Source organism: Streptomyces katrae (assembly GCF_002028425.1).
Lineage (GTDB): Bacteria > Actinomycetota > Actinomycetes > Streptomycetales > Streptomycetaceae > Streptomyces > Streptomyces katrae_A.
In genome coordinates this window covers 6,492,322-6,518,261 of the sequence record NZ_CP020042.1, presented here as the reverse complement: position 1 = coordinate 6,518,261, position 25,940 = coordinate 6,492,322, and the positions used below count along the sequence as shown (strand labels likewise).

Annotated in this window: 24 protein-coding genes and 2 pseudogenes; 9 read left to right on the top strand and 17 right to left on the bottom strand. The window is 69.9% G+C overall.

What is annotated here, in order from left to right:
• Positions 1–29: 29 nt before the first annotated feature.
• Together B4U46_RS29515 and B4U46_RS29510 are read right to left on the bottom strand one after the other, a co-directional pair.
• Entirely contained in the window at positions 30–1,316 is a 1,287-nt protein-coding gene (locus B4U46_RS29515) for a helix-turn-helix domain-containing protein (RefSeq protein WP_159402129.1), read from the bottom strand.
• Positions 1,317–1,779: 463 nt separating this feature from the next.
• Entirely contained in the window at positions 1,780–2,811 is a 1,032-nt protein-coding gene (locus B4U46_RS29510) for a hypothetical protein (RefSeq protein WP_079430678.1), read from the bottom strand.
• Between the two features lie 504 nt (positions 2,812–3,315).
• Here B4U46_RS29510 and B4U46_RS37590 point away from each other — a divergent pair.
• From B4U46_RS37590 to B4U46_RS29480, 5 genes are all read left to right on the top strand, one after another.
• Positions 3,316–3,933: a LysE family translocator gene (locus B4U46_RS37590; RefSeq protein WP_159036700.1), complete on the top strand. Its 618-nt coding sequence runs from the start codon at positions 3,316–3,318 to the stop codon at positions 3,931–3,933.
• A 65-nt stretch (positions 3,934–3,998) separates the two neighbouring features.
• Positions 3,999–4,358 carry a hypothetical protein gene (locus B4U46_RS29500; RefSeq protein ID WP_079430676.1) on the top strand — a complete coding sequence of 120 codons (360 nt, stop codon included), beginning with the start codon at positions 3,999–4,001 and terminating at the stop codon, positions 4,356–4,358.
• Positions 4,359–4,563: 205 nt separating this feature from the next.
• On the top strand, positions 4,564–5,187 hold the full coding sequence (locus tag B4U46_RS29495) for a hypothetical protein (RefSeq protein WP_079430675.1): 624 nt from the start codon (positions 4,564–4,566) through the stop codon (positions 5,185–5,187).
• Between the two features lie 17 nt (positions 5,188–5,204).
• Complete coding sequence (locus B4U46_RS29490; protein WP_079430674.1) at positions 5,205–6,611, top strand: hypothetical protein; 1,407 nt, start codon at positions 5,205–5,207, stop codon at positions 6,609–6,611.
• A gap of 1,020 nt (positions 6,612–7,631) precedes the next feature.
• On the top strand, positions 7,632–10,157 hold the full coding sequence (locus B4U46_RS29480; protein ID WP_079430672.1) for a hypothetical protein: 2,526 nt from the start codon (positions 7,632–7,634) through the stop codon (positions 10,155–10,157).
• A gap of 102 nt (positions 10,158–10,259) precedes the next feature.
• On the opposite strand, the gene B4U46_RS29475 is transcribed toward B4U46_RS29480, so the two are convergent.
• The 5 genes and pseudogenes from B4U46_RS29475 to B4U46_RS29455 form a co-directional block, all read right to left on the bottom strand.
• Entirely contained in the window at positions 10,260–11,153 is an 894-nt protein-coding gene (locus B4U46_RS29475; protein ID WP_237293382.1) for a phenylalanine 4-monooxygenase, read from the bottom strand.
• 542 nt (positions 11,154–11,695) lie between these two features.
• Positions 11,696–12,055, bottom strand: a complete 360-nt coding sequence (locus B4U46_RS29470) for a nuclear transport factor 2 family protein (RefSeq protein ID WP_079430670.1) — start codon at positions 12,053–12,055, stop codon at positions 11,696–11,698.
• A gap of 24 nt (positions 12,056–12,079) precedes the next feature.
• Positions 12,080–12,358 (bottom strand): annotated as a pseudogene (locus tag B4U46_RS29465) (SDR family oxidoreductase); the annotation flags it as partial.
• Between the two features lie 11 nt (positions 12,359–12,369).
• Positions 12,370–12,798, bottom strand: a complete 429-nt coding sequence (locus tag B4U46_RS29460; protein WP_079430669.1) for a nitroreductase family deazaflavin-dependent oxidoreductase — start codon at positions 12,796–12,798, stop codon at positions 12,370–12,372.
• Between the two features lie 72 nt (positions 12,799–12,870).
• Complete coding sequence (locus B4U46_RS29455; RefSeq protein WP_079430668.1) at positions 12,871–13,446, bottom strand: NADPH-dependent FMN reductase; 576 nt, start codon at positions 13,444–13,446, stop codon at positions 12,871–12,873.
• A gap of 111 nt (positions 13,447–13,557) precedes the next feature.
• Here B4U46_RS29455 and B4U46_RS29450 point away from each other — a divergent pair, with 111 nt between their 5' ends.
• On the top strand, positions 13,558–14,085 hold the full coding sequence (locus B4U46_RS29450; RefSeq protein ID WP_079430667.1) for a MarR family winged helix-turn-helix transcriptional regulator: 528 nt from the start codon (positions 13,558–13,560) through the stop codon (positions 14,083–14,085).
• Between the two features lie 337 nt (positions 14,086–14,422).
• On the opposite strand, the gene B4U46_RS29440 is transcribed toward B4U46_RS29450, so the two are convergent.
• The 3 genes from B4U46_RS29440 to B4U46_RS29430 form a co-directional block, all read right to left on the bottom strand.
• Positions 14,423–14,836, bottom strand: coding sequence for an SgcJ/EcaC family oxidoreductase (locus B4U46_RS29440; RefSeq protein ID WP_398898834.1), 414 nt, complete (start codon positions 14,834–14,836; stop codon positions 14,423–14,425).
• Between the two features lie 186 nt (positions 14,837–15,022).
• Positions 15,023–15,595 (bottom strand): YceI family protein, encoded by a 573-nt coding sequence (locus B4U46_RS29435; protein ID WP_079430665.1) that lies wholly within the window; start codon positions 15,593–15,595, stop codon positions 15,023–15,025.
• Between the two features lie 94 nt (positions 15,596–15,689).
• Entirely contained in the window at positions 15,690–16,124 is a 435-nt protein-coding gene (locus tag B4U46_RS29430) for a hypothetical protein (protein ID WP_079430664.1), read from the bottom strand.
• A 136-nt stretch (positions 16,125–16,260) separates the two neighbouring features.
• Between B4U46_RS29430 and B4U46_RS40410 the strand changes: the two genes are divergently transcribed.
• On the top strand, positions 16,261–16,467 hold the full coding sequence (locus tag B4U46_RS40410; RefSeq protein WP_199848284.1) for a hypothetical protein: 207 nt from the start codon (positions 16,261–16,263) through the stop codon (positions 16,465–16,467).
• 191 nt (positions 16,468–16,658) lie between these two features.
• Positions 16,659–17,021 (top strand): hypothetical protein, encoded by a 363-nt coding sequence (locus B4U46_RS29420; RefSeq protein ID WP_079430663.1) that lies wholly within the window; start codon positions 16,659–16,661, stop codon positions 17,019–17,021.
• Between the two features lie 340 nt (positions 17,022–17,361).
• Here B4U46_RS29420 and B4U46_RS29415 read toward each other — a convergent pair whose 3' ends face one another.
• On the bottom strand, positions 17,362–18,138 hold the full coding sequence (locus tag B4U46_RS29415) for an alpha/beta fold hydrolase (RefSeq protein ID WP_079430662.1): 777 nt from the start codon (positions 18,136–18,138) through the stop codon (positions 17,362–17,364).
• Between the two features lie 890 nt (positions 18,139–19,028).
• Here B4U46_RS29415 and B4U46_RS29410 point away from each other — a divergent pair.
• A complete protein-coding gene (locus tag B4U46_RS29410) occupies positions 19,029–19,238 on the top strand; it encodes a hypothetical protein (RefSeq protein ID WP_079430661.1) in 210 nt (69 codons plus the stop codon).
• A 289-nt stretch (positions 19,239–19,527) separates the two neighbouring features.
• Here B4U46_RS29410 and B4U46_RS29405 read toward each other — a convergent pair whose 3' ends face one another.
• The 6 genes and pseudogenes from B4U46_RS29405 to B4U46_RS29380 all read right to left on the bottom strand — a co-directional run bounded on the left by B4U46_RS29405 (position 19,528) and on the right by B4U46_RS29380 (position 25,904).
• Positions 19,528–20,646, bottom strand: coding sequence for an LLM class flavin-dependent oxidoreductase (locus tag B4U46_RS29405; protein WP_079430660.1), 1,119 nt, complete (start codon positions 20,644–20,646; stop codon positions 19,528–19,530).
• A gap of 12 nt (positions 20,647–20,658) precedes the next feature.
• Positions 20,659–21,705 (bottom strand): LLM class flavin-dependent oxidoreductase, encoded by a 1,047-nt coding sequence (locus B4U46_RS29400; protein WP_079430659.1) that lies wholly within the window; start codon positions 21,703–21,705, stop codon positions 20,659–20,661.
• Positions 21,702–23,087, bottom strand: a complete 1,386-nt coding sequence (locus B4U46_RS29395; protein WP_079430658.1) for an NtaA/DmoA family FMN-dependent monooxygenase — start codon at positions 23,085–23,087, stop codon at positions 21,702–21,704. The genes B4U46_RS29400 and B4U46_RS29395 overlap by 4 nt, the downstream gene beginning before the upstream one ends.
• A gap of 27 nt (positions 23,088–23,114) precedes the next feature.
• Complete coding sequence (locus tag B4U46_RS29390; RefSeq protein WP_398907963.1) at positions 23,115–24,251, bottom strand: LLM class flavin-dependent oxidoreductase; 1,137 nt, start codon at positions 24,249–24,251, stop codon at positions 23,115–23,117.
• A 138-nt stretch (positions 24,252–24,389) separates the two neighbouring features.
• Positions 24,390–24,824 (bottom strand): annotated as a pseudogene (locus B4U46_RS29385) (GNAT family N-acetyltransferase); the annotation flags it as partial.
• A 54-nt stretch (positions 24,825–24,878) separates the two neighbouring features.
• Positions 24,879–25,904: an ABC transporter substrate-binding protein gene (locus tag B4U46_RS29380; protein ID WP_079430657.1), complete on the bottom strand. Its 1,026-nt coding sequence runs from the start codon at positions 25,902–25,904 to the stop codon at positions 24,879–24,881.
• Positions 25,905–25,940 lie beyond the last annotated feature (36 nt).

Sequence of the window (25,940 nt, the reverse complement as noted above, 5' to 3'; positions counted from 1 at the left end):
GTTTCCAGGAACAGATGGCGAAAGGTGGGTCAGCTCGCGCGCAGCGCGAGCCTGGGGGCGAGCGGGGAGCGGCCCCGCGTCGCGGCCCGGACGAGATTGAGGAGGGTGAAGCGGACGGGACCGCCCGGCTTCGAGGGGACCTCGGCGATCAGGCCGGCGTGCAGAAGTGACTGGAGGGCGAGGGCCGCCTGCGCCCTGGGCAGCCCGGACCGCCGGACGACCTGGTCGACGGTCCAGCCTTCGGACCGGCCTGCGAGCCGCAGGGCCAGGTCCTGGATGACGGGGGTCTGCTGGGCGAGTACGTCCTGTGCCGCAGCCACGGGGTCGGTCCGCATCGCGGGGTGGCTGGCCAGGGCCTCCGGCTCCTCCCGGGCCATGGTCAGCAGTTCGTCGGTGGATATCACGGTGGCCCAGGAGGCGGCGGACTCGAGGGCGCTGGGCAGGCCGTCCAGCCGGGCGCAGATCTCCGCGAGCTTGCGCAGCTCGCCTTCGCCGGCCTGGAAGCCGGGCCGCAGGTCGGCCAGGCGCCGCAGGAGGAAGTCCAGGGCCGGCGCGTGCGCGGGAGGGACCTGCGGCGGCTCCGCGCGCCGGGTGGCGAGGGGGGACACCAGGAACCTGTGGTGGTCCGAGACGCCGTGGGGGACGCGGGCGGTCTCCAGGACGCTCAGGCGCGGGCACTCGCGGATGAGGGTCCACACGGTCTCGCGACGGACCAGGCCGTGGTCGTTGCCGTCGAGGACGAGCAGCGAGGCGCGGTCGCCGATCTGCCGGGCGAGCCTGCTGACGCCCGCGCCCTCGCCGACGAGCAGGTCGGCGATGGCGGCCTGCAGCGGGCCGCGGTCGAAGTCCTCCTGTAGCCGGACCCAGAGGACCGCCGCGGAGCCCGTCGCCTCGACGGCACCCGCCGCGGCGGCCGCCAGATGCGTCTTGCCGACGCCCGGGAACCCGGACAGGACCGTGATGCGCTGCTGGTCGTCCAGCAACTGCCGGGTGAGGGAATCGAGTTCGCGGCCACGTCCGACGAGGGGACGGGCCAGGACGCTGATCGGCAGGCCGAGGGCCTCGAAGAGCACCTCGTCGACCTCGCCGCCCGCCGAGAGTTCGAAGGAGAGCCGTTCGTCGGTGGTCAGCGCCAGCGCGTCCGCGAGGAGCCGTACGGTCTCCCGGCGCGGGGCGGCCACCCGCCCGAGCTCCAGGTTGCGCACCGCCCGCACGCTGACCGTGGAAAGGTCGGCCAAGGTCTTCTGGCTCAGCTGAGCTCGCTTCCGATAGCGCTGGAGCTGGACTCCGAAGTCCTCGACATTCGCCCAGTTCATCATCTTCAATTACTCCAGATATGAATACGCGCGCACGCCGCCACATGAGGGGAGTGACGGTGCCGTACGCAGCCGGCAGCCATTCCCTGTAGGGAATTCCCCTGGCCCCCGTCAGCCGGATCGGTACATATCGGCGGATCAGTCGGCGTACCGACTGGCCCGACCCTAACTGGAGTCGGTTGAACCACGGAACCTCGTGCGATCAAGCGTTGAGTTCCGGTTGGAGGCATATCGGCACTTGTGACGGCAGGCAAGTGCCTCGTACCACCGTCCCGGTCGGAAGGGAATGCCTCGTATAGCCGCATGATCCCGGTATCGGTCCTGGCGTTTACCGCCACGGTGGCGTGAACCCTCCGCTTCCGGCGGGATGGTGCGGACATTTCGTGTGAGGCATGTCATGCGGACGCGCGGCGGGCGAGCCGCCCCCGGAGCGCCGCCCCGCGGCGGCCGGCCCGCCGGGGGTTCAGGGCCGCAGGGCGACGGCCAGCTCCTTGACCAGCTGCTCCGTCGGACGGACGCGCTCCACCTCCGCGACGGCGGTCATCAGCTCGAAGACGTCGACGTCGGCCGCCTCGGCGCAGCGCGTGATCAGCGGGAAGAAGCTGGAGTGGGTCTGCGTCAGCCCGCCGAGCACCTGGAAGGTCCGGTCGTCGTGCAGCCGCGGGAGCGGGCGCACGACCGTCTCGCTCAGCTGGGCCAGCGCCCGGTAGTCGTAGGCGGCGCCGGCCCGGTGCCGGGTCAGGATCGCGGCGAAGGCCTCGGTCACGGTGTTGCCCGCACCGCGCCCGATGCCGTCGAGCGTGGCGTCCACGTACCGCGCCCCGCCCGTCGCGGCGGCCAGTGCGTTGGCATTGGCGAGCCCGAGGTTGTCGTGGCCGTGGAAGCCGAGCGGAACGGCCACCTCGGCGCCGACCCGGCGGAACAGTTCCTCGACCTCGTGCGGCAGGAATCCGCCGACGGAGTCGACCAGGTAGACGCTGTCGGCCCCGAAGCCGGCGCAGCGCCGGACCGCCGCCACGACCCCGTCCTCGTCGAGGACGTTGGTCTTCATCAGGTTCACGAACGTGCGCAGGCCCAGTTCCTTCGCCAGCTCGACGAAGTGCCCGGCCGGGGACACGTCGGTGATGTCCACGCCGATGCGCACGAATCCCATTCCGGCGTCGGCGGCGCGCACGAGGTGGTCCGGCTCGGCGAGACCGGGAATGCAGAACATCCCCCAGGCCGCCCGGCGCAGCGTCTCGGCGGCGACGGCGAAGCAGCGTTCGTCACCGACGAGGCTGGGGCGGGAAAGCGCCTCGCCGGCGTTGAGACCGAGGCCGTGACCCATTTCGATCAGCCCCAGTCCCGCGTTCTCCAGGCCGGTCAGGACGGCTCGGATGGTCTCCTCCGTGAACCTGAAGTCCACGGAATAGCTGCCGTCCCGGAGCGTGCAGTCAAGAATCTCGGCCGCAGCCGGAATATTACGGTCGACGGTTTCTTGCAAGACGCCGGTCATGGGAACTCCCTAACCCATAGGAAAGTCGCTCAGGGGTCTTCAAGCTACCCCGGGGCCGAACTGCGGGAGAGGCAACGGAAGAGGCACTTTCACTGCTTCTGGGAAAGCCCAAGATGCCGCCCCGTGAGTGGCGTCGATCCTTGTATGGTCTCCACGTCGGTGCGGGATCGACTACCGCACGCCGCTCACGTGCGCATACGTGCGGACCGGGCCCGGCCGGAGCCGATCGTGACCACCGCGAAGAAGGTCCCTTCACGGGAAATTCCCTCTCCGATAAGCAGAGGGGACCTTCACGGGCAACGGATTCCCGGTCGAGAAACGGCCGGGACCGCGAGGCGGAGTGCGGCCGCCGCTCGCACGAGGCGGACTCCGACGGTCCTGCGATCACCGCCGCGTAGCCTCCGCGTGACGCCTCCGACGACGTCCCGGACTTCACCGAAGGAAGGAACCGCTCATGGACAACACCCACGCATTACCCGCCGCCGCCCGCGTCAGGCGGCCGTAATGCCCACGCAGCTGCCGCTCTTCGTCCTGACCACCTGGCTCCTGGCGATGCTGCCGGGCGCCGGACAGGCGATGATGATGCGGCAGACCCTGGAGGGCGGGCTGGGCGCCGCGCGGGCGACCATCGTCGGCAACGCGGTGGGACTGCTCGTCTGGTCCCTGTCGGCGGCGGCGGGCCTGTCCACGCTGCTGCTGACCAACCCCGGCGTCTACACCGTCGTACGGATCGCCGGCGGCCTGGTGCTCGTCGTCCTGGGGGTCAACACGCTCCGGGCGCAGCGCGGCGGCCCGGCACCACCGGGACGGGACGGCCCGCGCACAGGCAGCTGGGGCGCCTTCGGCACGGGTCTCGCGACGAACCTGGGCAACCCGAAAGCAGGTGTCTTCGCGGTCTCGGTACTGCCGCAGTTCGTCACCGCGCACGGGCCCGCCTTCGCCTCGATCGCACTGCTGGGCGCCGTATGGGCGTTCGTGAACGCCTGCTGGTACCTGCTGTTCACCTGGGGCGTCAGCCGCGGCCGGGCCCTGATGACCCGGCCGGCCGTGCAGCGGGGGCTGCGCGTGGTCACCGGGCTGGTACTCCTGGCGCTCGGGACCGCGGTCGCCGCAGGGGTCTGACGGTCTCCGCCGCCGCGTCGCGCCAGGCCCCCGGGGGCCGGCCCGTGCGGCGGTGGCCGGCCGCCTTGGACGGCGAGGTCCAGCCATCTGATGCCCTGGGCGAGGCGGACTCCGCGACTGGCGGCCGGGCCTTCCTGTTCGACGGCAAGGACCAGTACCTGACGCTGCCCGCGGGCAAGCAGCAGGCGGTCGCCCCGAGCGGCGACCTGACCCTGGAGGCCTGGGTCAACCCCGAGGCGGGAGGGGGCCGGGTCATCTACGAGCTGATCAGGCGCCTCGAACCGTACGTCCGCCCCGCCGCCACGAGCGCCACCGCCCTGGCCACGGCCACCCGCGAGACCCTGGCCGCCCAGTTGCCCGAACTGCTGCCCCACAGCGCCGAGATCATCGACTACTTCGGCCACTACTTCGGCATGGACACCTGACACCCACCCGGCCCTCCGACCCCCCCGAGGGCCGGGCCCCCACCGCCGCGCAAAACGAGCCGTTCGTCACCCTTGGCTTGATTGGCCGTCTTGTCGGGTGTTCGGAGAGTTCCGGAGGATGGCGCAGCCGGGCACGATCCGTGATCGTGCCCGTGACGGCTCCTGCACGTCCTGCCCTTTCCCCCAGTCTCCCTGGAGTGTGCCCGTGCCCGACGCCACGATCGATCTGCCGCTGAGCTTCGGAGTTCCGGAGGACTTTCAGGACATCGACTTCGCGGTATCCGCGGAGGTGAACACGAACCGGCTGATCGACCGGCTGAACATGGTCGACCCGCAGCCGTCGGAGGCGGAAATCGCGCACGCCGTCCTGGCGCAGCAGTCGATGTACGAGATGCTCAGCGCGGCGGGCGCCGTCTACGCGGGCACCCTGCTCTCCGGGCCGACGCGCGAGGAACCGGAGAAGCGGCTGTCGTCCGTGACGCTGACGGTGACCGCGCGCCCCAGTGAGCTGTCGAACGAGCTGACCGTGCACCGTCTGGCTCGCACCATGGGCGCCCTTTACCCGGATGCCGAGGTGGGTGTCGTCCGCCTCGAAGCCGGGCCGGCGGTGCTGCTCACCGAGGAGAGGAAGGTGGAGCGGCCGGTGAACCTCCTGGGCGAGGGAGGTGGCGCCACCGTCGTGCGCCAGCTCCACGTCTTCGTGCCCATCCCGGGCCGGCTGGCGATGGCGGACTTCGCCATCGCCACGGAGAACACCGCCGAGTGGGAGGACTGCGTCGAGATCCTCGCCCAGGTCTGCCGGACCATCGTCTTCGCCGAAGCCGCCTGAGAAGGGATCAGCCCGCGATGCGCATCTCGTACCAGATCAGCGAGCAGCTCTACAGCCTCGGCTTCGACCCGGGCAGCGACAAGTACGTCGGCGCCATCCACTCCGAACTCAACATGTACACCGGCAACGAGCGGGACGCCCTGAGGATCTGGGGCTGGGACCCGAACACGCTCACCGACGCCGACCGGTACAAGATCGACCAGCTGCTGCGGATGTTCGTCTTCCAGGAGAACCAGATCCTCTCCGCCCTACGGCGCCTGGACGAGGAGTACCGGGCCTACCTGGAGTCCAACCCGGAAGCGGCGCGCCAGGCCGAAGCCTTCACGCAGTCCCTCCAGGACGACCTGGAGAAGCAGTACACGCAGCTCCAGGAGTGGGCACCGTCCGCGGAATCGCCCTTCCCGCCCTCAAGCAGCGACCTGGAGTGGCTGCGCTTTTCGGTGCAGGGCGTGATGTCGTTCATGCACCCGGAGATCGCCCGCAACACCGGCCCCAACTACTCCCTCGCCATGGGAGGCATGAGCTTCACCGGGAACTACTGGCGGCTCAAGGACAACGGCTACGCCCGGGACCGGATCCCCGACGGCTACCTCTACGACCTCATCGACACCGCCATCGCCCTCCAGGCCGAGTTCCAGCTCCAGGCCCTGCTCACCGACCGCGAATTCACCCGCATCATCACGACGCGGGGCCAGGAGTTCGAGTGGCTCAAGGCCGAGGCCGCGCGCAAGGCGGCCGCCGAGCAGGGCGGCGGATTCTGGTCGCTGTTCGGTGACATTCTGGGCATCGTCTCCGCGGTCTCCGGCGTTCTGGCCCTCATCCCGGTCTTCACCCCGATCGCGGGGCCGATCGCCGTCGTCACCGCTGTCGCCTCGCTCGGAGCGCACACGGTGGACGCGTCCATCAAGGGCGACTGGGACGCCACGACGTTCGCCGGTCTCGGCGCCGACGCCCTCGCGGCCCTCCCCGGGATCGGTGCGGTCGCCAAGAGCCTGAAGGCCGGCCGAGCCGCCATGAAGACGATCGGCACCGCCGGCAACGCGGTCTCCAAGGCCAGCGTCGTCTCCAAGACCGCCGGCCGCACCTTCCTCGCCACCACCGGCGGCTCCGCCGCCTCCGATGCCTCGGCCGTCTTCAACTACATCGGCACCAAGGGCGCCAAGGTCGTCAGCGGATCCGCCACCTCCGGAAAGATCGCGGGCAAGGTCCTTCAGGGCTCGGTCAACCTCTCCACCCAGGTCCCCCTGGTCGTGGAACTGGCCTCCGGCACGGACATGTCCGACCCGAAGACCGCAGCCACGGGTGCCGCTCTGACGGCCAACTACGGGCAGTCCATCGGCAGCTGGGGCGCCGTCGGCGCGGCTGCCAAGAAGTCCGGCACCGTCTCCCTGGCACTGTTCGCGGGGATCATCGGCCGCCGCTGACACCGACCCCGGCCGCGCCTGCGGCGCTCCACGCGCTGGTCGTCCGGCTGCGCACTTGTTGCTTTGATTCCGCGTTTACGCGGGTAGGCGCGGTCGGCACGGCTGGAGTACGCCGTGTCGCCGCGGGCCCGGCCCGGTCGACTCCGGGGGCGCCCGGGCCCGGCGCGGCCCCCGTTCAGGGCCTGCCTGAACGGGATGAACATCGGGGTGTACCCGCGCCGGCCGGGGCCGGTCAGCCAAACCAAGGGCCGGCGGCGGTAATCCGCCAGCAGATGGAGCTTGCCGGTCAACCCGCCCCGGCACCGTCCCAGGGCCTCACGGCCCTCTGCATGCCCGCCGGGCTCCCCGTCCGCGAGCCCGTCCAGCTGCTTGATGAGGGCACCCGGGTCGACGGGGACACGGGACCTGCGCTCGTCGTCGAGCTGCCCTGCGGTGTAGTCCAGCCGGTGGGCAGCGGCGCGGTAGTGCGCTCGGGTATGTGGCGCCCCAAGTGCCTGCCTGGCCTATGACCGAGCGGACGTGCACGCCAACTCGTGCGACGGCCGCTTCTGTCCCGGCTGATCTCCGCTCGCCGCCCCGGAGCCGGCAAAGAGCGTTCCCACCTCCTCGACGGACAATGGGGAGGCCGGATTATTTCCCAATGCGCCTCCCAATGAGGTGATTCGCCAAGAAGATCACCCGATGGGGTGAGCGCATACGGATCCTGGCCGCTCAGCCCTCCTTCTGGTGGCAGATTCCCCTCTGCACGTCGGTGGTTCGTCACCGTCGTCCGCCTCATGCCGCCGACGGCGGAGCAGGAGCAAGTCGCGAGATGCCCAGGCACCATACGGGGTGCTGTTCGGGCCGATCCTTCTACGGGCGCCGGCAGTCGGATCGTACGGAGCGGAACATGTCGCACTCCCACTGTGAGCGGCCTGCATCCCGCTGGCGCGAGGCTTTGGCCTTCGGGCGCGTGTCACGCTCCCGCAGAGGCAGAGCGTGCTTTTCGCCCGGCGCCTGCCGGGGAAAGGCGACAGTCCCGTGGCCTACAAACGACCCGATGGCGTTTACCCATACATCGGCACCGATACCTGGGCTAAGCACCTGGCTGACGCGGTCGAGAACACCTGCGAGCAGCACGGCGTGGTCCCGCCCCCGCGTATTGCGATCACCGAGGGCCTCGCCACCGCCCTCGGCGACACTGAGATCAAGAAGATCGTGGCCACCGTAGGAGGGAAGAAGGTCCTGCGCCCCAACACGTGTCGGCCGGTGCAGGCGGGCGCCGACACGGTCCTCCTCCTCATCTGTGACGTCCACGGTGCTGCCGTGGTGCCGTGGGACCTCAATGACCGTACGGTCAGCTCCTGGACACCGCCCAGTCCGGAGGCAACGCAACGCGTCTCAGCCCTGATCGCCGCCGAAACGGCGCTGGAGAAGGCCGAGAAGGAACAGAGGATCGCCGAAAAGGAGCGCGACGCCCGCCGCCGCGCACCCGGCGACGAGACCTATGCCGCCGAGGCGCTCGCCGCCGCGGGGGAGAAGTTCGCTGAGGCAGCCCGGAAAGTGAGGGATGCCAAGCGCGAACGTGACGCCCTCCTGGCCGCGCTTGGGCACCGTCGGCCCCGCCCCGTAGTCCAGGCGGTAGACGACAACGGTCAGCCCATGTCAGCCCTGACGCTCGCGGAGCAACCGTATGAGGTGGCGGTACACATCCAGCGTTACGCTGCGGCCAACCTGCGGCGCGCAGGCAAGACTCGAGGCTACGACCTCACTGAGTCCCTGGTTGCCTCAGGGCAGCTCACTCGCGGCATGAGCGTGCTGCAGCAGTGGCAGATCAAGACTGCCGACGGTACGTCCTCCAGCCTGTGGCGGATGGTGGCGGTGACCGCCAACAACCGGGCGCTGGCCCGCCTCGATATCTTCGGACTACGCCCGGAACACCTGGTCACCGGTATGCCCCAGTCTCTGTGTCCGCTGCCGAAGGAGAAGAACGACCCGACTCTGCTGCTGCTCAACCAGCGCGAGATCCTCAACCGTGTCTCGGCCGGCCTCAACGAGGCCAGTGCTGCGGAGGAGACAGAACCCGAGCACGCGGCCAAGCGCGCCTCCAAGGTCGCCACCGTTCCGATGGAGATTGTCATCGGCTGCAGCAAGCCGGAGGCGCTGGAGCACGTGCTTCGGGCGCTGAACGTCAACGACCACCTGCGCGGAATCCAGCCCTACGACGAAGACGCACGGCTGATCGCTCTGTTCGCCACGCTCGTCGACGCGTACGCCAAGGAGGGCCAGCTCGGTGCAGTGCTCGCCGACACCTTCCCCACCGCGCGGGGGGCGGAACTGCTCGACTTGGGGGGCGTGCGCGATGCCTTGACTGCGAATGGGCCGCTCGATCCGCTGGCCTCCCTGCTGCCGCCAGGCGAGGAGGTCTCGCCGGTCACGATGCGGGACGTGGCCATCCGGGCCATCACAGCGCTCGTCTTCCCCGAGGTTCCCTCCGCTCCACCGTCGACGGGGAGGCGTCAGGTCCGTGACACCGGATGGTTCTGGCCGATTGTGCAAGGGGCGCTGCAGGAGCCGGCGTGGAGTCAGATCCGCGCCAAGACCGCCGAGGCCCGCACGAGGCTGTGGTCCGCGGCCATCGCCCAGTTGTACCTGCACCGGGCCAACATTCTCTCCGCGCTTGGCCTGTTCGGAGTGCCGGAGGCAAAGGAAGGGTCCGGGCAGGACCCGAGGTCGCTGAAGGACCTGTTCCTGGGGGCCGAGGCCGGCGATCCCACCGCGTGGGCCGCACTGGTGCGCCGGATGGCACCGAACCTGATGCATGCTCCTGAGCCGCTGATCACACCGGGCCAGGGCAGCGAGGCCGGAGACAGTCGCAAGGGTGTGCGCCGAACCCCGTCCAGTGCGCTCGCGGCCCTGACGCTGGCGTACACCGAGCAGACCCCGCACGTCAGCAGGGCGCTGCTCCTTGCTTTCGCGCGGGCTGTGTTGGCACACCCTGATGCGATGGAGCCACCCGAGACACCCGAGGGGGGTCGGCCGGTCTGTTACGGCGAGCGGTACTGGGACGACACGGCACGAACCGCGATCGTGCCGGGAATGGTGCTCGTCCCGGACATGGACGGCCGCCCCACCTCCTTCGTCGTCGACAAGGCGTGGTTTGACGAGATGTTCCCCGTGGAGTTGGGCCGCGCCACACAGACCCATGCTGCTGGGGGCGCGAGCGGAGGGCCGTCGACTTCCAGGGCCATCGATCCCGCCGACGCCGGCGCCACCGTGCACGAATATGCGCCTGTGGACCCGCGCGATCAGCTGGCCAGCCTCCGAAGGGAGCTGCCGGCCCGCGTCGAGTTGGCCGAGGGAAGCTATCAGAGCGCAGTCGCCGCTGCCGACGCTTTGCTCGCCGATTTCGAGGAGGCCCGCCGTCTGCGCACCCAGCTGGGCGAGGAACCGCTGCCCGCGGACGAGCGGATCACGTGGATGGAGAAGCTCGTGAAGGCGCGCGATGCTGCGCAGACCAGCGTGTCAGCCCTGGAGCAAGTGGAGAGCCTGATCCTGCAGATCTAGGGCGCCGCGGGGTCAACCGTGGACTCCCAGTCTGGCGTGGGTTCGCGGGTCCTCTGGGTGGGCCCCGTTTGGCATGGGCGGCGATGACGGCCGGCGGGCGGTTCAGGGCCTGGCGGGGCGGCGGCCCATGGAGCCCCGCCGGCTCAGGGGCGGGAGGCCGTGTCGTTCGCGGGCGGTTTCGTCGAAGTCGTCGAGGAAGGCGTGCAGTTCCTCGGCGAGGTGGTCCAGGCAGTCCACCGCAAACAGGAGGGGCTGGTAGCCGGTGACCTGGTAGGGCTGGCGGACGAGGTCGAGGATGTTCCATCGGCGGATGCGGGCCCGGTGGAAGCGGTGCAGCTCTCCGTAGGAGGACAACAACGCCGCTCCGTAGGCCTTGACCGTGCCGTTCTCGCGGGCGACGCCGTATTCGAGGCTGTACCAGTACACGCGGCTGATCAGATCGAGGGCGTCGTCGCTGTCCACACGGCGGGCCGCCCTGCCGACGGTGCGGTACAGGTCGGCGAACCAGGGGCTGCTCAGATGGATGCCGTGCCCGAAGACGTCGTGGATGATGTCGGGCTCCGGCGCGTACAGAGGCACAGCCGGGTGCCGCATGTACTGCACGGCGTGGAAGTAGCCGTCGGCCATCGCGCCCAGGAACCGCTTGTTGGGCACGATGCCTCCGGCCAGTGTGAAGGTGAACCCCGACAGCTCACGCAGCCGGTCTCCGACCTCGGCATGCTGTGGCACGCGATCGGAGGGAATCGGCGCCTGTCGGCAGGCCTCTTCCACCACACGGCACACGCGCCCCTCGCGTGCTCCCGCCAAAGCTGCGTGCACCCGCCTCCAGACCCCGTGTTCGGCAGCCGTGTACTCGACGATGGGCGACGGCGCGCCCACCCGATGCCCTGCGGCGCCGGCGGCAATGGCGTCACGGCGGAGCACATACGCAGGGTCGGCGAAGGCGGGATGAGCGTCGGCGCTTCCCAGTCTGCCGTCCTCCCTGACGGGGGTCATCGCCATCACCTCGACCACGGATTCTCCTGTCCGTCCATGTCCGCAGGGGGCGACGCCTCAGCAGTACGCAGCGGTCCGGCCTGCTCGTTACGCTTCGGCACACGGCGGAGTCCCGCCCCGACGGCTGAACCCGGCCCGGAGGGACCATCGGCACCACGCACCTGTCCCGACGTCCCGCGGGTCGGCCATGACGTTCCGGGCCCGGATCGGGATTGCACCGTTCAACGATGCTGCGCCCCAGGTGTCACGCGGGGGCCGACTGGGTTCTAGGACCGGTTGGCAGCAGGTGCGGGGGCTGCTGTCGGGGTCGCGCGCGCAGGAGCGTGTGGGGCGGGCGCTGGCACTGGGCGACTCGGTGCCGATCAGCCGCAAGGACTACGGCATCACGAGCACACGGCACTGCGTGGGAGCCGGGGACCGGATGGAACCCTGAGGTGCGCCTTGAACAGGGTCCGGAAGTTGGCTGGTGTGCCCGGGCCGTTCGGACGGGACGCTGCCGCTGCCGCGACCACTGAGGGCCGGAGGGAGCACGCCCAGACGGATCAGGGCTCGATGACCAGGCGCTCGATCAGTTCGTCGCGGAGGCTGAACTGATAGCGCAGGTCGACGCTGCCTCCGGGGAAGTTGCCTTCGAGGTGATGTGTGGCGACGTAGTGGGCAGGATCGATCTGCTGCGCTTCGGTGAGTTCGATGGTGTAGGTGAACTCGGTGGCGGAGCGGTCCAGCCACCGTTCGATTGCAGTGGCGCCCTGGTACGTCTTGCCGTCATCGGTCACCGTGGCGTCGCTGGTGAAGGCGGTGACTGCGGTCGAGGTGTCGTGGTCCCGGTGGGCCCGCAGGTAGCGGGTGATCGTCTTGGGCAAGTCGCTCGGGGCTATGGTGTGGGGCTGATGGCTCGGCATGACGGTCCTCCTGACTGTGGGGGCTCAGACGGCGGGGGTGGTACCGCCGTCGATGACGTGTTCGGCGCCGACGATGGCCGAGGCGCGGTCGGATACGAGGAAGGCGACGAGTTCAGCGACTTCCTCCGGTCGGTTGGGGCGGCCGAGGGGAATCCCGCCGAGTGAGCCCATGAGGCGGTCCAGGGCGGTTTCCCGGGTGGCGCCGGCCTCCTGGGCGATCTTGGCGACCAGGTTGTCTGCGGCGGTGGTCTGGATGAAGCCCGGTGAGACGGTGTTGACGCGGACGGCGCGCGGGGCGACCTCTGGGGGGTGGGCTACGCCTGCCGGAGTTCGAGCACGGGAATGGTGCGGATTCCAGTAGTCTTTCGTGCGTACTCGGCAAAGCCGGGGTAACGCCGTGCCTGCTCGGCGTAGATGCGGTCGCGTTCGGCGCCGGTCAGTTCGCGCACGGTCACCTGGTAGGTCGCGGTGCCGCGTTCGATGGTGCCCTCACCGGCGGCGGTCAGATTGCGGTACCAATCCGGGTCGGTGGGTGCTCCGCCCTTGGAGGCGAAGACATAGACGATGTCCGGCGCGGTGTCGTGCGGGAGGTACATCATCGGGCTGACGTGCTCCTGCCCACTCTTGCGTCCGCGGTGATGGACGAGGACCAGCGGAGCGCCCTCGAAGACCCCGCCGACCCTGCCCTCGTTCGCCCGGAACTCCGCGATGACCTTCGCGTTCCGGTCGAGTGCTTCGCTCATGTCGAACTCCTGTCGTCCACGAACCCGGTGATGCGTTGGGAGGATGATCTGCAGGAACAGCCGGCGGGCGGCTCAGGCAGCGGCGGCCGAGGCCGTGCGCAGCGGTGCGAGCGCGGCGCTCCAGGCGATGACCTGGTCGAGCATCGTTTCCAGGGCGGTCAGGCTGTGGGCCCCAGGCTTGAAGGCGCTGAAGTTCTCGAATTCGGTGATCATCGAGAGTGCGACCTGCTGTCGTACGTCGGCCATCTGGAGCTCGGCAACGACGAGGCGCAGGTGCTCGACGGCCCGGACGCCGCCGACCCCGCCGTAGGACACGAAGCCGACCGCCTTGTTGTTCCACTCGGCGTACAGGTAGTCGATGGCGTTCTTGAGCACGCCGGGGATGCCGTGGTTGTACTCGGGTGTCACGATGACGAACCCGTCGAACGCCCCGATCTTGGCCGCCCATTGCCTGGTGTGCACGTTCTGGTACTGGCCGGACATCGGCGGCATCGGCTCATCGAAGTGCGGCAGGGGGTGGTCGCGGAGGTCGATGAGCTCGAACGCGGCGTCGTCGCGGCGCAAGGCTGTGTCGAGCACCCACTTCGCGACCTGTTCGCCGTTGCGGTTGGGGCGGGTGCTGCCGAGGATGATGCCGATCTTGAGCATGACGGTTGCCTTCTCATCTGCGGCGCTTCGTCGCGGAAGTGCGCTGTCCGATAGATCGCATGCTGCGCAGACGATCTGTTCAACAATGAATGGGCGGGTATCATTCCTGTTATGAGTGCGGAGACACCGACCACGCCGGTCGCCGGCGGTGTCGACGTCGCGGGGGACTTCGGTCTCTCCCTCCTCGTCCTGATGCGCGCGTACAGGACCGTCGTCGCGTCGGTCCTGTACGGCGTCCCGCAAGGCGCCCGCGGCTACCAGACGCTCGCCGTCGTCACCCGAGGCGACCAGCAAAATCAGCTAGCCCTGGCGACGTACCTGGGGATCGACCGCACGGTCATGACCTACCTGATCGACGACCTCGTCACGGCCGGCCTGGTCGAGCGCCGGCTCAACCCCGCCGATCGCCGCCAGCGCAAGATCGTCGCCACCGACCACGGCGTCAACACCTTCCAGGAGCTGCAGCGGCAGGTACAGGAAGCCGAAGACCGGCTCCTTGGGGCGCTCGATGAGAATGAGCGCCAAGCGTTCCGGACCCTCCTCGGCCGGATCGCCTGCGACGTCCGGGACATGGACTTGTCCACTGCCCCCTGCGACGTCACCCCCGACCCGTGCGAGGTCACCGACCCCGGGTCCTGAACCAGGTGCGCCGTTCGAGGAGGTCGGAGGGTAGTGGCGACAGGGCGGATGGCTGGACGGTGGTTGACAACAATGATCGGCCGGAAGCCAACGGCCCGGTCGTCTCGATCGCCGCGAAGACCTGATGCCGGTCGATGCAGTCAGCCGTGACCCGGTAGCCGGAAATCACCGTGGCGTACGGCCCCTGATAGGCGCTGGACCTCTGCACCAGCGCGGTGAGGCCCTCGGCATCCTGCTCAGCGGCACGCCTTCGTCATGGACTACATGGGCCAAAGTATAGGAGTGTAGAGGAGCTAAGACCGTTACTCCTCACGCTGTGACAGCTTTCCAACTCCCCCTAGTCGGCGACAACTCCCGTGTTCTGGCAGGCGGTCAGCAGCCAGCGGCCGTCGGCTTGCTTCGAGATCACGTACAGCGGGGCGCCCTCGCTCTCCTCGCCCGGGGCCAGGTAACGCTGACGGACCTTGACCGCCGCGACGTCGGGGCGGATGAAGAGCACGTGGTCCACCTGGTAGGTGACCTTGCCGTCCCAGCTCGCTGAGGGGAGGACCTTGCGGGTGAACTCTGCGATCGCGTCGAATCCGATGAGGACCTTCCCGTGGGCCGTCGTCCAGATCGCCTCCGGATGGAAGAGGCCGAGGAACTCCTCGGGGTCCTTGTTCTGCTGTGAGTGCTCGACGGTGGCGACGAGCCGGCCGATCGCTTCGATGTCTGCCGCGCGGACTGTGGATTCCGTGGTCATGTGGATCATCGTCACACCTCAAGCCCGATTGAGGTCAAGCCTCCTTTGCAGGGCGCTCAACCACGGGCGAACGGCCCTCACCCGCCGCGCCACCGAGCTGCGTGCCGAAAACCCGGACTGGGTCTTCCGACCCACAGGCACCCCGTCGGAGCTCGACGACGTCGGCCACCTCGGATTCCACTACGGCCCGGCCGACTAGGCGGCCGTTCCGATGGGCTCGAGGACGGCCTCGACGTCGACCGTCACATCGACCATGGGGCTGACGACCACGCCGCCGTGGTCGACGACATCGTTCCAACTCACACCGAAGTCATGCCGATTGATACGCGTTGTGGCGGCGAAACCGGCGCGTCGCCTGGGCCCGAGGTCCCGCCCCTCCTCCCACCAAGGCGTATCCCACTGTCCCAAGTAGGTGACGTCGAAGGTTACGGGGCGCGTCACTCCACGTACCGTGAGATCTCCGGTCACCTCGAACTCGGTTCCGCTCACCTGGTGAATGCGCGACCCGACGAACGTCCAGGTCGGGTGGTGCTCGACGTCGAAGAAATCGGCGCTGCGGAGGTGGGCGTCGCGCTGGGGCTGACCGGTGTACACCTGGGTCGCGTCGACCGTCGCCTCGACGCGCGCCTTCTCCGGCTCGTCGGCATCGACCTCCAGAAAGCCGTGCACGTTCTTGAGCTGCCCCCGCACGTAGGTGACCATCATGTGCCTGGCACGGAACTCCGCCGCGGTGTGACCGGGCTCGAAGAACCATTTGGTCATGGCCATGTGCGCCCCTGACTTGCCCCTTCGACCAGGACGGATGCGATGGCGGTCACGGAGCGCGTACGGCAGCCCTGGCGGCCGACGTGCTCGTGGTGCGTCACCGGTGTCCGTTCAGGCCCTCGGCGATGAGGGAGATGCCGATGCCCAGCATCCAGACGTCCTTGGCCAGCACGATTCCCTGCTCGGTCGGGCGCAGACTGCCTTCCTTCCGCATCCCCGGTGTACGCAGGTAGAGCCCGACGGTGCCAACGGAGAACGCGGTCAGCGCAACCCCGGCGACAGCGGCAGGGACGACCGGCAGGAGCAGGGTGGCGGCAATGGCGAGCTCCCCTCCGGAGAGCAACCGTACGAACTTCTGGGCGTCGGGCTTGCCCAGGAACGGGTAGGTCGTGGCGGCGAACTGCTGCAGCCTCTCGGCGGTGGCCTCGTCCGCACCGAGTTTCGAGAGCCCGGAGTTCAGGAAGAACGCGCCGACCGTGAGCCTGAGCGGAAGTTGCCGTGCTACGGAACATCGTGCCCCACCGGAAACCATGCCGAGCCTCCCAACACTGGCCCCAGATACAACCCTGCCATCCGTTCGAACCATGTCAAACGGGGGCCGGTTCTCCCCCACCCGCCGGCCCCGCAGCAAGGGAAACCAGCTGGTCACGGCGTTCGCGAGAGGCGCTGTGGTCGCTGGCCTGCGAACACGCCCTGACGCCCTCGGGCTCCTCGCCGGACTGGGCCGCGAACCCCGCCCCCGGCGAGCTCGAACCCTCACCCGGGCGTACTGGGAACACGGCCTGCGCGCCGCCGAGCGCAGCGCCCCCTTCGTCGCCTTCCCCGCCGTCGTCGCCGACATCACCGGCGGCCCCGCCGTGTCCGTACCCCTGTAGTGGTCCGGCAGCGGCCTGCCCATCGGCGTCCACTTCCTCGGCCGTTTCGGCGACGAGGCAACCCTCCTGCGCCTCGCAGCCCAGCTCGAACGCGTCCGCCCCTGGGCCCCCCACTCGCGACCTGGCGCGATCCGTCCGCCGGGGCCAGCCTGGAGGAAGGACATCCGTAGTCCCAGCGAACGGAGAGGGCCATGACGGCGACGACGCGGGATGACACACCGGTCGTGATCGACGGCGGAGGCGTCGAAGTCCGTACGCAGGCGATCGGAGACGGACTGTCCGTTGCCTTCGTTCGGTTTCCGCAGGGCACCGACATGGGGCCTGCCCTGACCGGTCTGCCCGACGGCCTCTGTGCCTGCCCTCACTGGGGCTACATGCTCAAAGGGCGGCTGAAGATGGTGACGAAGGACGGGGAGGAGACCTACGAAGCGGGCCAGGCCTTCTACTGGCCGTCCGGGCACGTCCCCGTGGCCCTCGAGGACTGCGAATACGTGGACTTCTCACCCACCGAAGCCTTCACCGCCGTCATCGACCACATCAAGGCACAGGGCTGACCCGGCCCGCTCATGCCCCACACCAGCCCCGTTCGGTCCAGGCCCGCGCACGCAGCGGGACGCCGGTTGGTAATGGCAGGCCGAATCGTCTGCCCCGGCCTTTCTGCCACCGTGCAACCGCGACCTCACCGCACGCGCTGGCGCAGCCACACGGGCGCCCGGCCTGCGGCCCCGCCGACAGGGGCGGCAGACCAGCCGGTGCCCAAACTGACTTCAGCGGTCGGACGTCTTCCCCGGCCGCTATAGGCGCGTCCCTGGACAGGCCTCATATCCCAAGCTCAGGAGGCACTTTCGCGTTTCCCCTCGGCATCCGGACGCTGCCGCAAGCGAGAGGCGGAGACTAGCGGCCGAGGAACCTTTCGACCACTTCCGCCAGGGCCTGCGGGCTCTCATCCGGGGCGAAGTGGCCGGCGTCGTCGAAGACCTCGAGCTCAGCGTTCGGATACCACTGCAGCCAGGTGGACCGCATGGTGTCAGGGCCCATCGCCGGGTCGTTCGCACCAGCCACGACAAGCACCGGGATCGGATTCCCCTCGATCCGCTCGTGGATGTCGGAGCCGCGAGTCCAGGATTCGAGGTACGAGCGCAGGGCAGCCGACGAGGAGCGTTCCGAGCCGCTCACCCTGGCATCCAGCCATGCATCGTCGTGCCGACCGCCGGTGGTGACGTCAAAGATCGTCCTACGGTTGCCGGAACCCTCCACGGCCCCGACGAACAGCTCCCACATCTCCCCTTCGAGCGGGAACCCGGACGCGGGTACCGGCGAGATGCCGACGATCGAGCGGACCCGCGAGGGGGCGTCCAGCAACATCAGCTGCGCCGCCTTGCCGCCCATGGAGTGGCCGATGACCGAGAAGGTGTCCCAGCCGAGGTCGTCGGTCACGGCGAGGGCGTCCGCCGCGACCTCCTCCATCGTGTACGTACCGGGGGTGTCCATCGCCTCGCCGTACCCACGGCAGTCCACGAAGGCGTAACTGAACGCGCCTCCGTCAAGGTACCGCCGCAGATGGCCGAAACTCGACCTGTCGCTCAGCCAGTGGTGGAGTGCGAGGACCCGCTCCGGACCGTTGCCCTGTACCTCGTACGGAATGACGTGTCCTGCTACATGGCCTGTCACAATGCTGGGTCTCCCCCTCCGGACCGGGCCCGGAATCCCGTCGGCTTGTGGATTCGCTCCAACGGCGTAGCAGCGTGAGCGGGCGACCGAAGGCGTCGCAGGCCAGATGAATCCTGCTGGTCAGGTCCACCCCGGCCCGGGAAGTTCCAGGACGATCCCGTGAGGGCCACCTGGCCGTCCAGCCGCTTGCAGCCACGCAAACACCTCGCTGGTGGCGGCCAGGAAGCACACCAGCCGGTGGAACGCGAAACTGCCCTTGCATGTGGGTGCCGCCGCCCCCTTCTCGGAGGGGCGCCAGCGTGGCGTCGAGCTCCAGGACAAGGCCGGGCAGCATGCGTCCGGCGACCCGGGCGGCGAGCACGCTCCCCCGGTCTGGGTGCCTGCAGACAGGCGCTTCCCGAGCCGAAGCGCGGCCCGAACGCAGACAATTCAGTGCCCGCCTGTCACCGTCGGCGAGCAGCCGCCAGGCCGTCGGTGTCGAGGCGACGGAGCCGCACACTTCGGTCTGGCTCCGCAGCACGGCCAGGTCCGCAATAGTCTCTCCGCTGTCAGCGAGCATCACCGCCAGGATCTCGTCCTCGTCGGCCAATGAAGTTGACGTAACCGCCCTCCTCGGAGTGCGGGGCGGTGTCCCTGACGGAAGCGATGGACGCATTCGCCAGCGCCCATCGCTGCGATCCGCCATCCGCGACATGGCGAGAGCCCCCAGGAGCCGACACCGCCAGGATGCGGACCTTCCCGGACCAGACTGCGGACCTGGGGGCTCCAAGACCAACGTCTCCCGCTGGTCAACGGCACGCGGCTGCCATGAGACGAAGAACGTGCGGACGCTTTCCGGAATGGGGCCCTTGGCGCAAAGACAGGGGGAAAGCGCAGGTCACGGGAGGCGCATGGGTCGTGGCGGTCGCAGGTGGTCACACGAGAACCGTCCGCCGTGGCGGATCCGCAACCACGATGCGGCCGCGGGGGCGCTGCGGAGGTTCCTGGAGGGCGAGGCCGGCGGGTTCAATGCCGACCCGAACCAGAGCGTGGACGACTACCTGAGTACCTGGCCGGCCGCCAAGGCGCTCGTGCTCAGGCCGACCACCATGGCGCGATAGGACATATGCAAGTATTTGAGGGCGGGGGATGTGCGTGAATGCGCGTGTCGTGCACCTGCGGGCAGGGGCGCTGGTCCCCAGCTGGTCCCCAACCAGCCGTCACCCCGGGCGGCCGCTCGGCGGTGTCGCCGCGGATCGAGTGCCACCGCGCATGCCTGCCAGACCTCTGGCCGGTCCCTCAAGGCGGCCTGCCCCCCTCCCGCATGGGACGCCCAGCACTCGCGCTGCCGATCTGAAATCGGGGTGACGACGCAGGCAGGCCGGCGCCCCGCACGGCCCGGCGGGCACGTCAGCGGCGGCGCCATTCCTCGGCCAGGAGACGGTAGGAGCGGACCCTGTCGGCGTGGTCGTGCGTGATCGTGGTGATCAGCAGCTCGTCGGCGCGAGTGGCCTCCTGGAGCCGTTCGAGGTGATCGGCGACGGTCCGCGGCGAGCCGACGAACTGTGTCTCCACCCGGTCGGCCACCACCTTCCGGTCCGCGTCCGTCCAGGTGCCTGTCAGCGCCCGCGCCTCTGCCGGGGACGGGAAGGGGATGGCGCCTTCGGCCGTGCGGATGCTGCGTACCCAGGGCGCGTATCCGGCGGCCAGTTCGCGGGCCGTGGCGTCGTCCTCGGCCACGACCACGTCGGCGGACACGGTGACGTACGGGCGGTCCAGTTCGGCGGAGGGTTTGAACGCGGCCCGGTAGCCCTCGGCCGCCTCCAGCACGCTGGCCGGGCTGACGTGGTAGTTCGCGGCGAACCGCAGGCCGTTGCGGCCGGCCGTCTCGGCACTCTGGCCGCCGCTGCTGCCCAGGATCCACACCTGTACGTCGGCCCCCTCGCCGGGGACGGCGTGCGCCTCGATGCCCTCGCCGGACCGGTACTCGCCGCGCAGCAGCGCGAGGACGTCGTCGACCTGCTCGCCGTAGTCCTGCGGCCGGGCACCGGGCAGGTTCAGCAGCTTCTGCTGGAGCACGAACCGGGGATGGGCCGCCAGGTGCGCGAAGGAGAAGCGCTCCGGGATGCGCAGCCCGTTCGGGGTGTGTCCGACGAAGGGCTCCGCCTCCCCGGCCCGCTGCGGAGGCCGGCCTGCCGAGCGGCCCAGGCCCAGGTCGAGGCGGCCCGGGTGCAGGGCGTCGATCAGGCCGAACTCCTCGACCGTGGACAGCGCCGTGCGGTGGCCGAGCTGTACGGCCCCGGAGCCGATCCGGATCGTGGAGGTGGCGGAGGCGGTCAGGGCCAGCACCACTGCCGGGGAGGTTCCGGCGACGCCGGGATTGAGGTGGTGCTCGGCGAACCAGTAGCGGGCGTAGCCGAGTCGTTCCGTCTGCCGGGCCAGATCGATGCTGTTGTGCAGGGCGTCGGCGGCGGTGGAGCCGGAGGGGATCGGGATGAGGTCGAGGACCCCGAGCGGGATGCCGGACATGGCCAGGTCTCCTTACAGATCGGCGAAGGGGGGATCGGGGATCTCGCGGCGCAGCACCGGCGCGATCTCGGACTGGAACAGCTCCAGCGAGGCGCGGTGGGCGGCCGGCGGGAAACCGCCCGGCTCGGCCTGCAGGTGCAGGACGGTGTGGCCGAACTGCTCGTGGTAGCGGTGCACCTTCTCGATGATCTGCTGGGGGCTGCCGATCAGCGCGGAGCTGCGCTCCACGAAGTCGTCCAGGTGCGGGAACACCGGTTCCGCGCCGGCCTGTTCGTGGAAGGCGAGGTACTGCTCGAAGGCCGGCCGGTACGCCGCCACCGCCTGCTGCGAGGTGCGGGCCGCGTGGAAGCCGGCCGTACCCGCGCCCACCACTGCGAGCGCCGGGTCGTGCCCGTAGTGCTCCCAGCGCTCCCGGTAGTGGCGGATCAGCTCGGCGTACGGGCCGATCGGATGGGTGACGTTCGCGGAGAACAGCGGATCTCCGTAGCGGGCGGCGAGGTCCACGGACTCCCGGCTGGTCGCGCTGCCGTGCCACACCCGCGGGGGCAGCCCACCGGGGCGGGGCAGCACCTCGGCGCCCTCCAGCGCCGGCCGGAACCGGGGCTCCGCCGTCACCCGGTCCTCGCGCCAGAGCCGCCGCAGCAGCTCGTAACCCTCGCTGTTGCGCTCCCACTGGTCCTCGGGCGTGACGTGGAACAGCTCCCGCTGGGCCGTGCCGTTGCCCTTGCCGATCATCAGCTCCAGCCGGCCGCCGGACAGGTGGTCCAGCGTCGCGTAGTCCTCGTACGCCCGGACGGGGTCGAGCAGGCTCAGCGTGGTGACGGCCGTGAAGAGCCGGATCCGGCGGGTCAGCGCGGCGATGTGGGAGAGCACCACCGGCGGCGAGGACGACAGGAACGGCCGCTCGTGCCGCTCCCCGACCCCGAAACCGTCGAAGCCGAGCTCCTCCGCCGCCAGCGCGCTGTCGACGACCTCGCGGAACCGCTTGCGGACGGGGGTCAGCCGGCCCGTGACCGGGTCCGGGGCGTGCACGATCAGCGTGATGGCCAGGAACTTCACGAGGCCGTGGCCTGCCGCTCGCCGGCCGGCCGGACCGCCGGCACGTCGAGTCCGAGGTGGTCGCGCAGGGTGGTGCCGGTGTACTCGCTGCGGAAGACTCCGCGTTCCTGAAGGAGGGGGACGACGGTGTCGGCGAAGCCCTCCAGTCCGTCCGGGGTGATGTGCGGGACCAGGATGAAGCCGTCGGCGGCGTCCGCCTGCACCAGGCTGTTGATGGACTCGGCGACGGTCGCGGGAGAGCCGACGAAGGTCTGCTTGGCGGTGGTGGCGATCACCAGCTCGCGGATGGAGAGGTTCTTGGCCTCGGCGAGCTCGCGCCACTGACGCGCGGTGGCCAGCGGGTCGCGGAACTGCCGTACGCTCGCGCGGCCGAGGGCGATGGTGTTCTCGCCGGGGTCGGGGTCGACGTCCGGGAGCGGCCCGTCGGGGTCGTAGCCGGACAGGTCGCGGTTCCAGACGTGTTCCAGGTACTTGATCGCGGTGGCCCCGCTGACCTGGGAGCGCCGTACCTCGTGGGCGAGTTCGCGGGCCTGGGCGTCGGTGTCGGCCAGGGCGAAGGTGGCGGCCGGCAGGATCAGCAACTCCTCCGGGCGGCGGCCGTACCGGGGCAGGCGTCCCTTGACGTCGGCGTAGAACTCCCGGCCTTCCTCCAGGGTTGCGTACCGGCCGAAGATGGCGTCGGCGGATGCGGCGGCGAACTCGCGGCCTTCGTCGGAGTCGCCGGCCTGGAAGACCACCGGGCGGCCCTGGGGGCTGCGCGGCACGTTGAAGCGGCCCTCGATGTCGAAGTGGCGGCCCTGGTGGGCGAAGGCCCCGGCGCGTGCGTCGCGCAGGAAGGTGCCGGAGACGGGGTCGGCGGTGACCTCGGTGCCGTCCCAGGAGTCGAACAGCTCGGTCGCGGTGGCCAGGAACTCCCGGGCCCGGGTGTAGCGGTCCTCGCGGGGCAGGAATCCGCCGCGGCGGAAGTTCTCCCCGGTGAAGGCGTCCCAGGAGGTGACCACGTTCCAGGCGGCCCGGCCCTCGGAGAGGTGGTCCAGGGAGGCGAACTGGCGGGCCACTTCGTAGGGCTCGTTGAAGGTGGAGTTGATGGTGCCGGTCAGGCCGAGGTGCTCGGTGACGGCAGCCAGCGCGGCGAGCACGGTGAAGGTGTCCGGCCTCCCGACCACATCCAAGTCGTATATCTTCCCGCCTTGTTCGCGCAGGCGAAGCCCTTCGGCGAGGAAGAGGAAGTCGAACTTGGCGCGTTCGGCGGTCTGCGCGAAGCGGACGAAGGAGTCGAACTCGATGTGGCTGCCGGCCGCGGGGTCGCTCCACACCGTGGTGTTGTTGACCCCGGGGAAGTGGGCCGCGAGATGGATCTGCTTGAGCGGCTTGGTGCTCATGGTGTCCTTCCGGTTCCGGATCCGGGGTCAGGCCGTGAGGGCTGCGGCGGCGTAGCGGTTGGCGGGGCGTTCCAGACCCAGCAGCCCGCGCAGCGAGGACGCCTCGTACGTACTGCGGAACACGCCGCGCCGCTGGAGCTCGGGCACCAGCCGGCGGGTGATGGCGGGCAGGTCGTGGGCCATGACGCCGGGACGCAGCCGGAAACCGGTCAGGCCCGTCTCCCGCCACTCCTGAAGCAGGTCCGCGAGCTCGGCGGGGGTCCCGCTGAACGTGGCGGCGTCGGTGGGGGTTGGGGCGCCCGCGACCCGGTCGAGCCGGTCGCGGCGGGCGGCGGCCGCCGGGCCGTCCTCGTCCAGGAACACGGTGAGGTCGGCGAAGACGTGCCGAAGGCCGGGTGGCGGGGGCAGCACGGCGGCCGCGGCCCGTGCCTCGTCCAGGTCGCGCGGGGTGACGTACACGAGGTCGACCAGGGCGGCGCGGGGGGCCACCGTGCCGGCCGAGGCCGTGACAAGGGGCTGTCCCTGCGGCGGACGCGGGGTGATCGACGGCCCCCGGACGCTGAAGTGCGGTCCCTCGAAGTCGATGTAGTGCAGCTTGTCGCGGTCGACGAACCGGCCGGTGGCCACGTCCCGGATCTCCGCGTCGTCCTCCCAGCTGTCCCACAGCCGGCGCACCACCTCCACGTGGTCGGCGGCCTCCTCGGCCAGCTCGCCCACCGGCGCGGGGAACTCGCGGCGCCCGAAGTGCCGGGCTTCGTACGGCAGTCCGGAGGTCTGTACGCGCAGGCCCGCCCGGCCCCGGCTGACGTAGTCGAGCGTGGCGATCGCCTTCGAGATGTGGAAGGGCTCGGTGTGCGTGGCCGTCACGCTCGGGACCAGACCGATGTGCCGGGTCAGCGGCGCGATCCGGGCGGCGGTCAGCACCGCGTCCAGCCGCCCGCGCACCCGGTCCGTGCGCGCGTCGGGTTCCGCCGCCGCGGACGACTGGAGGGCCAGACCGTCCTCGAAGGTGACGAAGTCCAGCAGCCCGGCCTCCGCCTCGGCGACGACGTCGGCCCAGTACCGGGCCGTGAACAGTTCAGCGGGCCGGGCGCCCGGCTCCCGCCAGGCAGCCGGGTGCCAGCCGGCGCCGTCGAGCGCGACGGCGAGGTGCAGTTCGGACACGTCGAACAACGCCTTTCTGATCGACCGTGGTGAAGGAAGGAAAAGAAGGGGTAGGAGGGAAAACGGGTCCGGGAATTCTTCCGGACCGGCTCGGAAAAACGCTACGGCGTACGGAACAGCGGCACAATGACCGCAGTATTAAGGGAATTTGGCAGCCTTGTTGCCCGGTGTCCGGACCGCGAGGAACAGCGGCCGCCTGCGCAACGTGAAGCCGATCGACTCGTACAGCCGGATCGCCGCGGTGTTGGACGCCCCGGTGTGCAGGAACGGCACCTCCCCGCGTTCCCGTATGCCCGCGGCCACCGCGCGCACCAGCCGGGTCGCCAGCCCCCGGCCCCGGTGGCCGGGGCGGGTGCACACCGCGCTGATCTCCGTCCAGCCGGGTGGCCGAAGCCGCTCCCCCGCCATCGCGATCAGCCGGCCCTCGTGGCGGATCCCGAGGTACCTGCCCAGTTCCACGGTCCGGGGCAGGAACGGGCCCGGCTGGGTGAGGGCGACGAGGTCGAGCATCTCCGGTACGTCGGCCGGACCGAGGCGCACCGCCTCGGGCGCCGGTTCGGCGCGCAGTGCGGACCGCAGAGCGAGGCCCAGGCGGGATTGTCCAGGACATGGGGTGGCATCGGTGGCTCAGGAGTTGGTCAGGGGCAGGCCGGGCGGATTGACCTCGGAGGTCTTCACGGCCTCCTCGGACAGGTTCCAGGCCGCCAGCAGCTTCGCGTACTGCCCGTTCTGGATCAGGTGGTTGATCGTGGCCGCGACGGGCCCGGCCAGCCCGCTGTCCTTCTTGGCTGTCGCCGCGATCAGCCCCTGGAGGGTCTCCCCCGCGCCGGAGAACTGGCCCGCGTTACGGGTCGGCGTGCCGCTGTTGGCCGTCTGGGTGATGTGATAGGCGCTGGACGGGTTCGGCACGAAGGTGATGTCGATCTTCCTGCCGCTGAGCGCCAGGTAGGTGCTGTTGCTGTCCGGGAAGTACTTGACGTCGATGTCCTTGCCCTCGGACCGCAGTCTCGCCTGCCACTCCAGGAGGATCTTCTCCTGGTTGGTGCCCCGGGCCACCGCGACCGTCTTGCCCGCGAGGTTGCGGTAGTCACCCCCGAAGTTCCAGGGGTTGTCCTTCAGCACCTCGAAGGCCAGGTTGTCCTGCCGGTACGAGGCGAACTCGTACTTCTTCTTCCGCTCCTCGGTGACGGTGACGTTGGAGAAGGCCACGTCGACCTTGCCGCTGTCGATGCCGACGAACAGGTTCTCCCAGGTGGAGTTCTTCACCACCGGCTTCAGCCCGAGCGTTGCAGCCACCAGCCTTCCGAGGTCCGGCTCCGCGCCGGTCAGGGTCTTCTGGTCGGTGCCGACGTACGCCAGCGGCGGGAACCCGGCGGGCAGCGCGCCCACCCCGATGACCAGTTCCCCCCGATCCCGGACGGCCCCGGGCAGTTTCGCCCGGAGGGACTCCTCCACCGGGACGGTGAGGTCGGTCTGCTGCGCGGCGCCGTTGGACAGGGCGCCGACGGTGACCGTGGCGGTGCCCGCCGGGACACCGGTCCCGCCGGCTGCGGTGGCTGCGCTCTTGCCGCCGCAGGCGGTGAGCCCGGCGACGAGGGTCGCGGCGGCGGCCGCGGTGGCGAGGGCTCTGCGGAATGGCTTCAGGTGGTGCATGGGGTGACGTTCCTTCGACTCGCGGGTCAGGGGGTA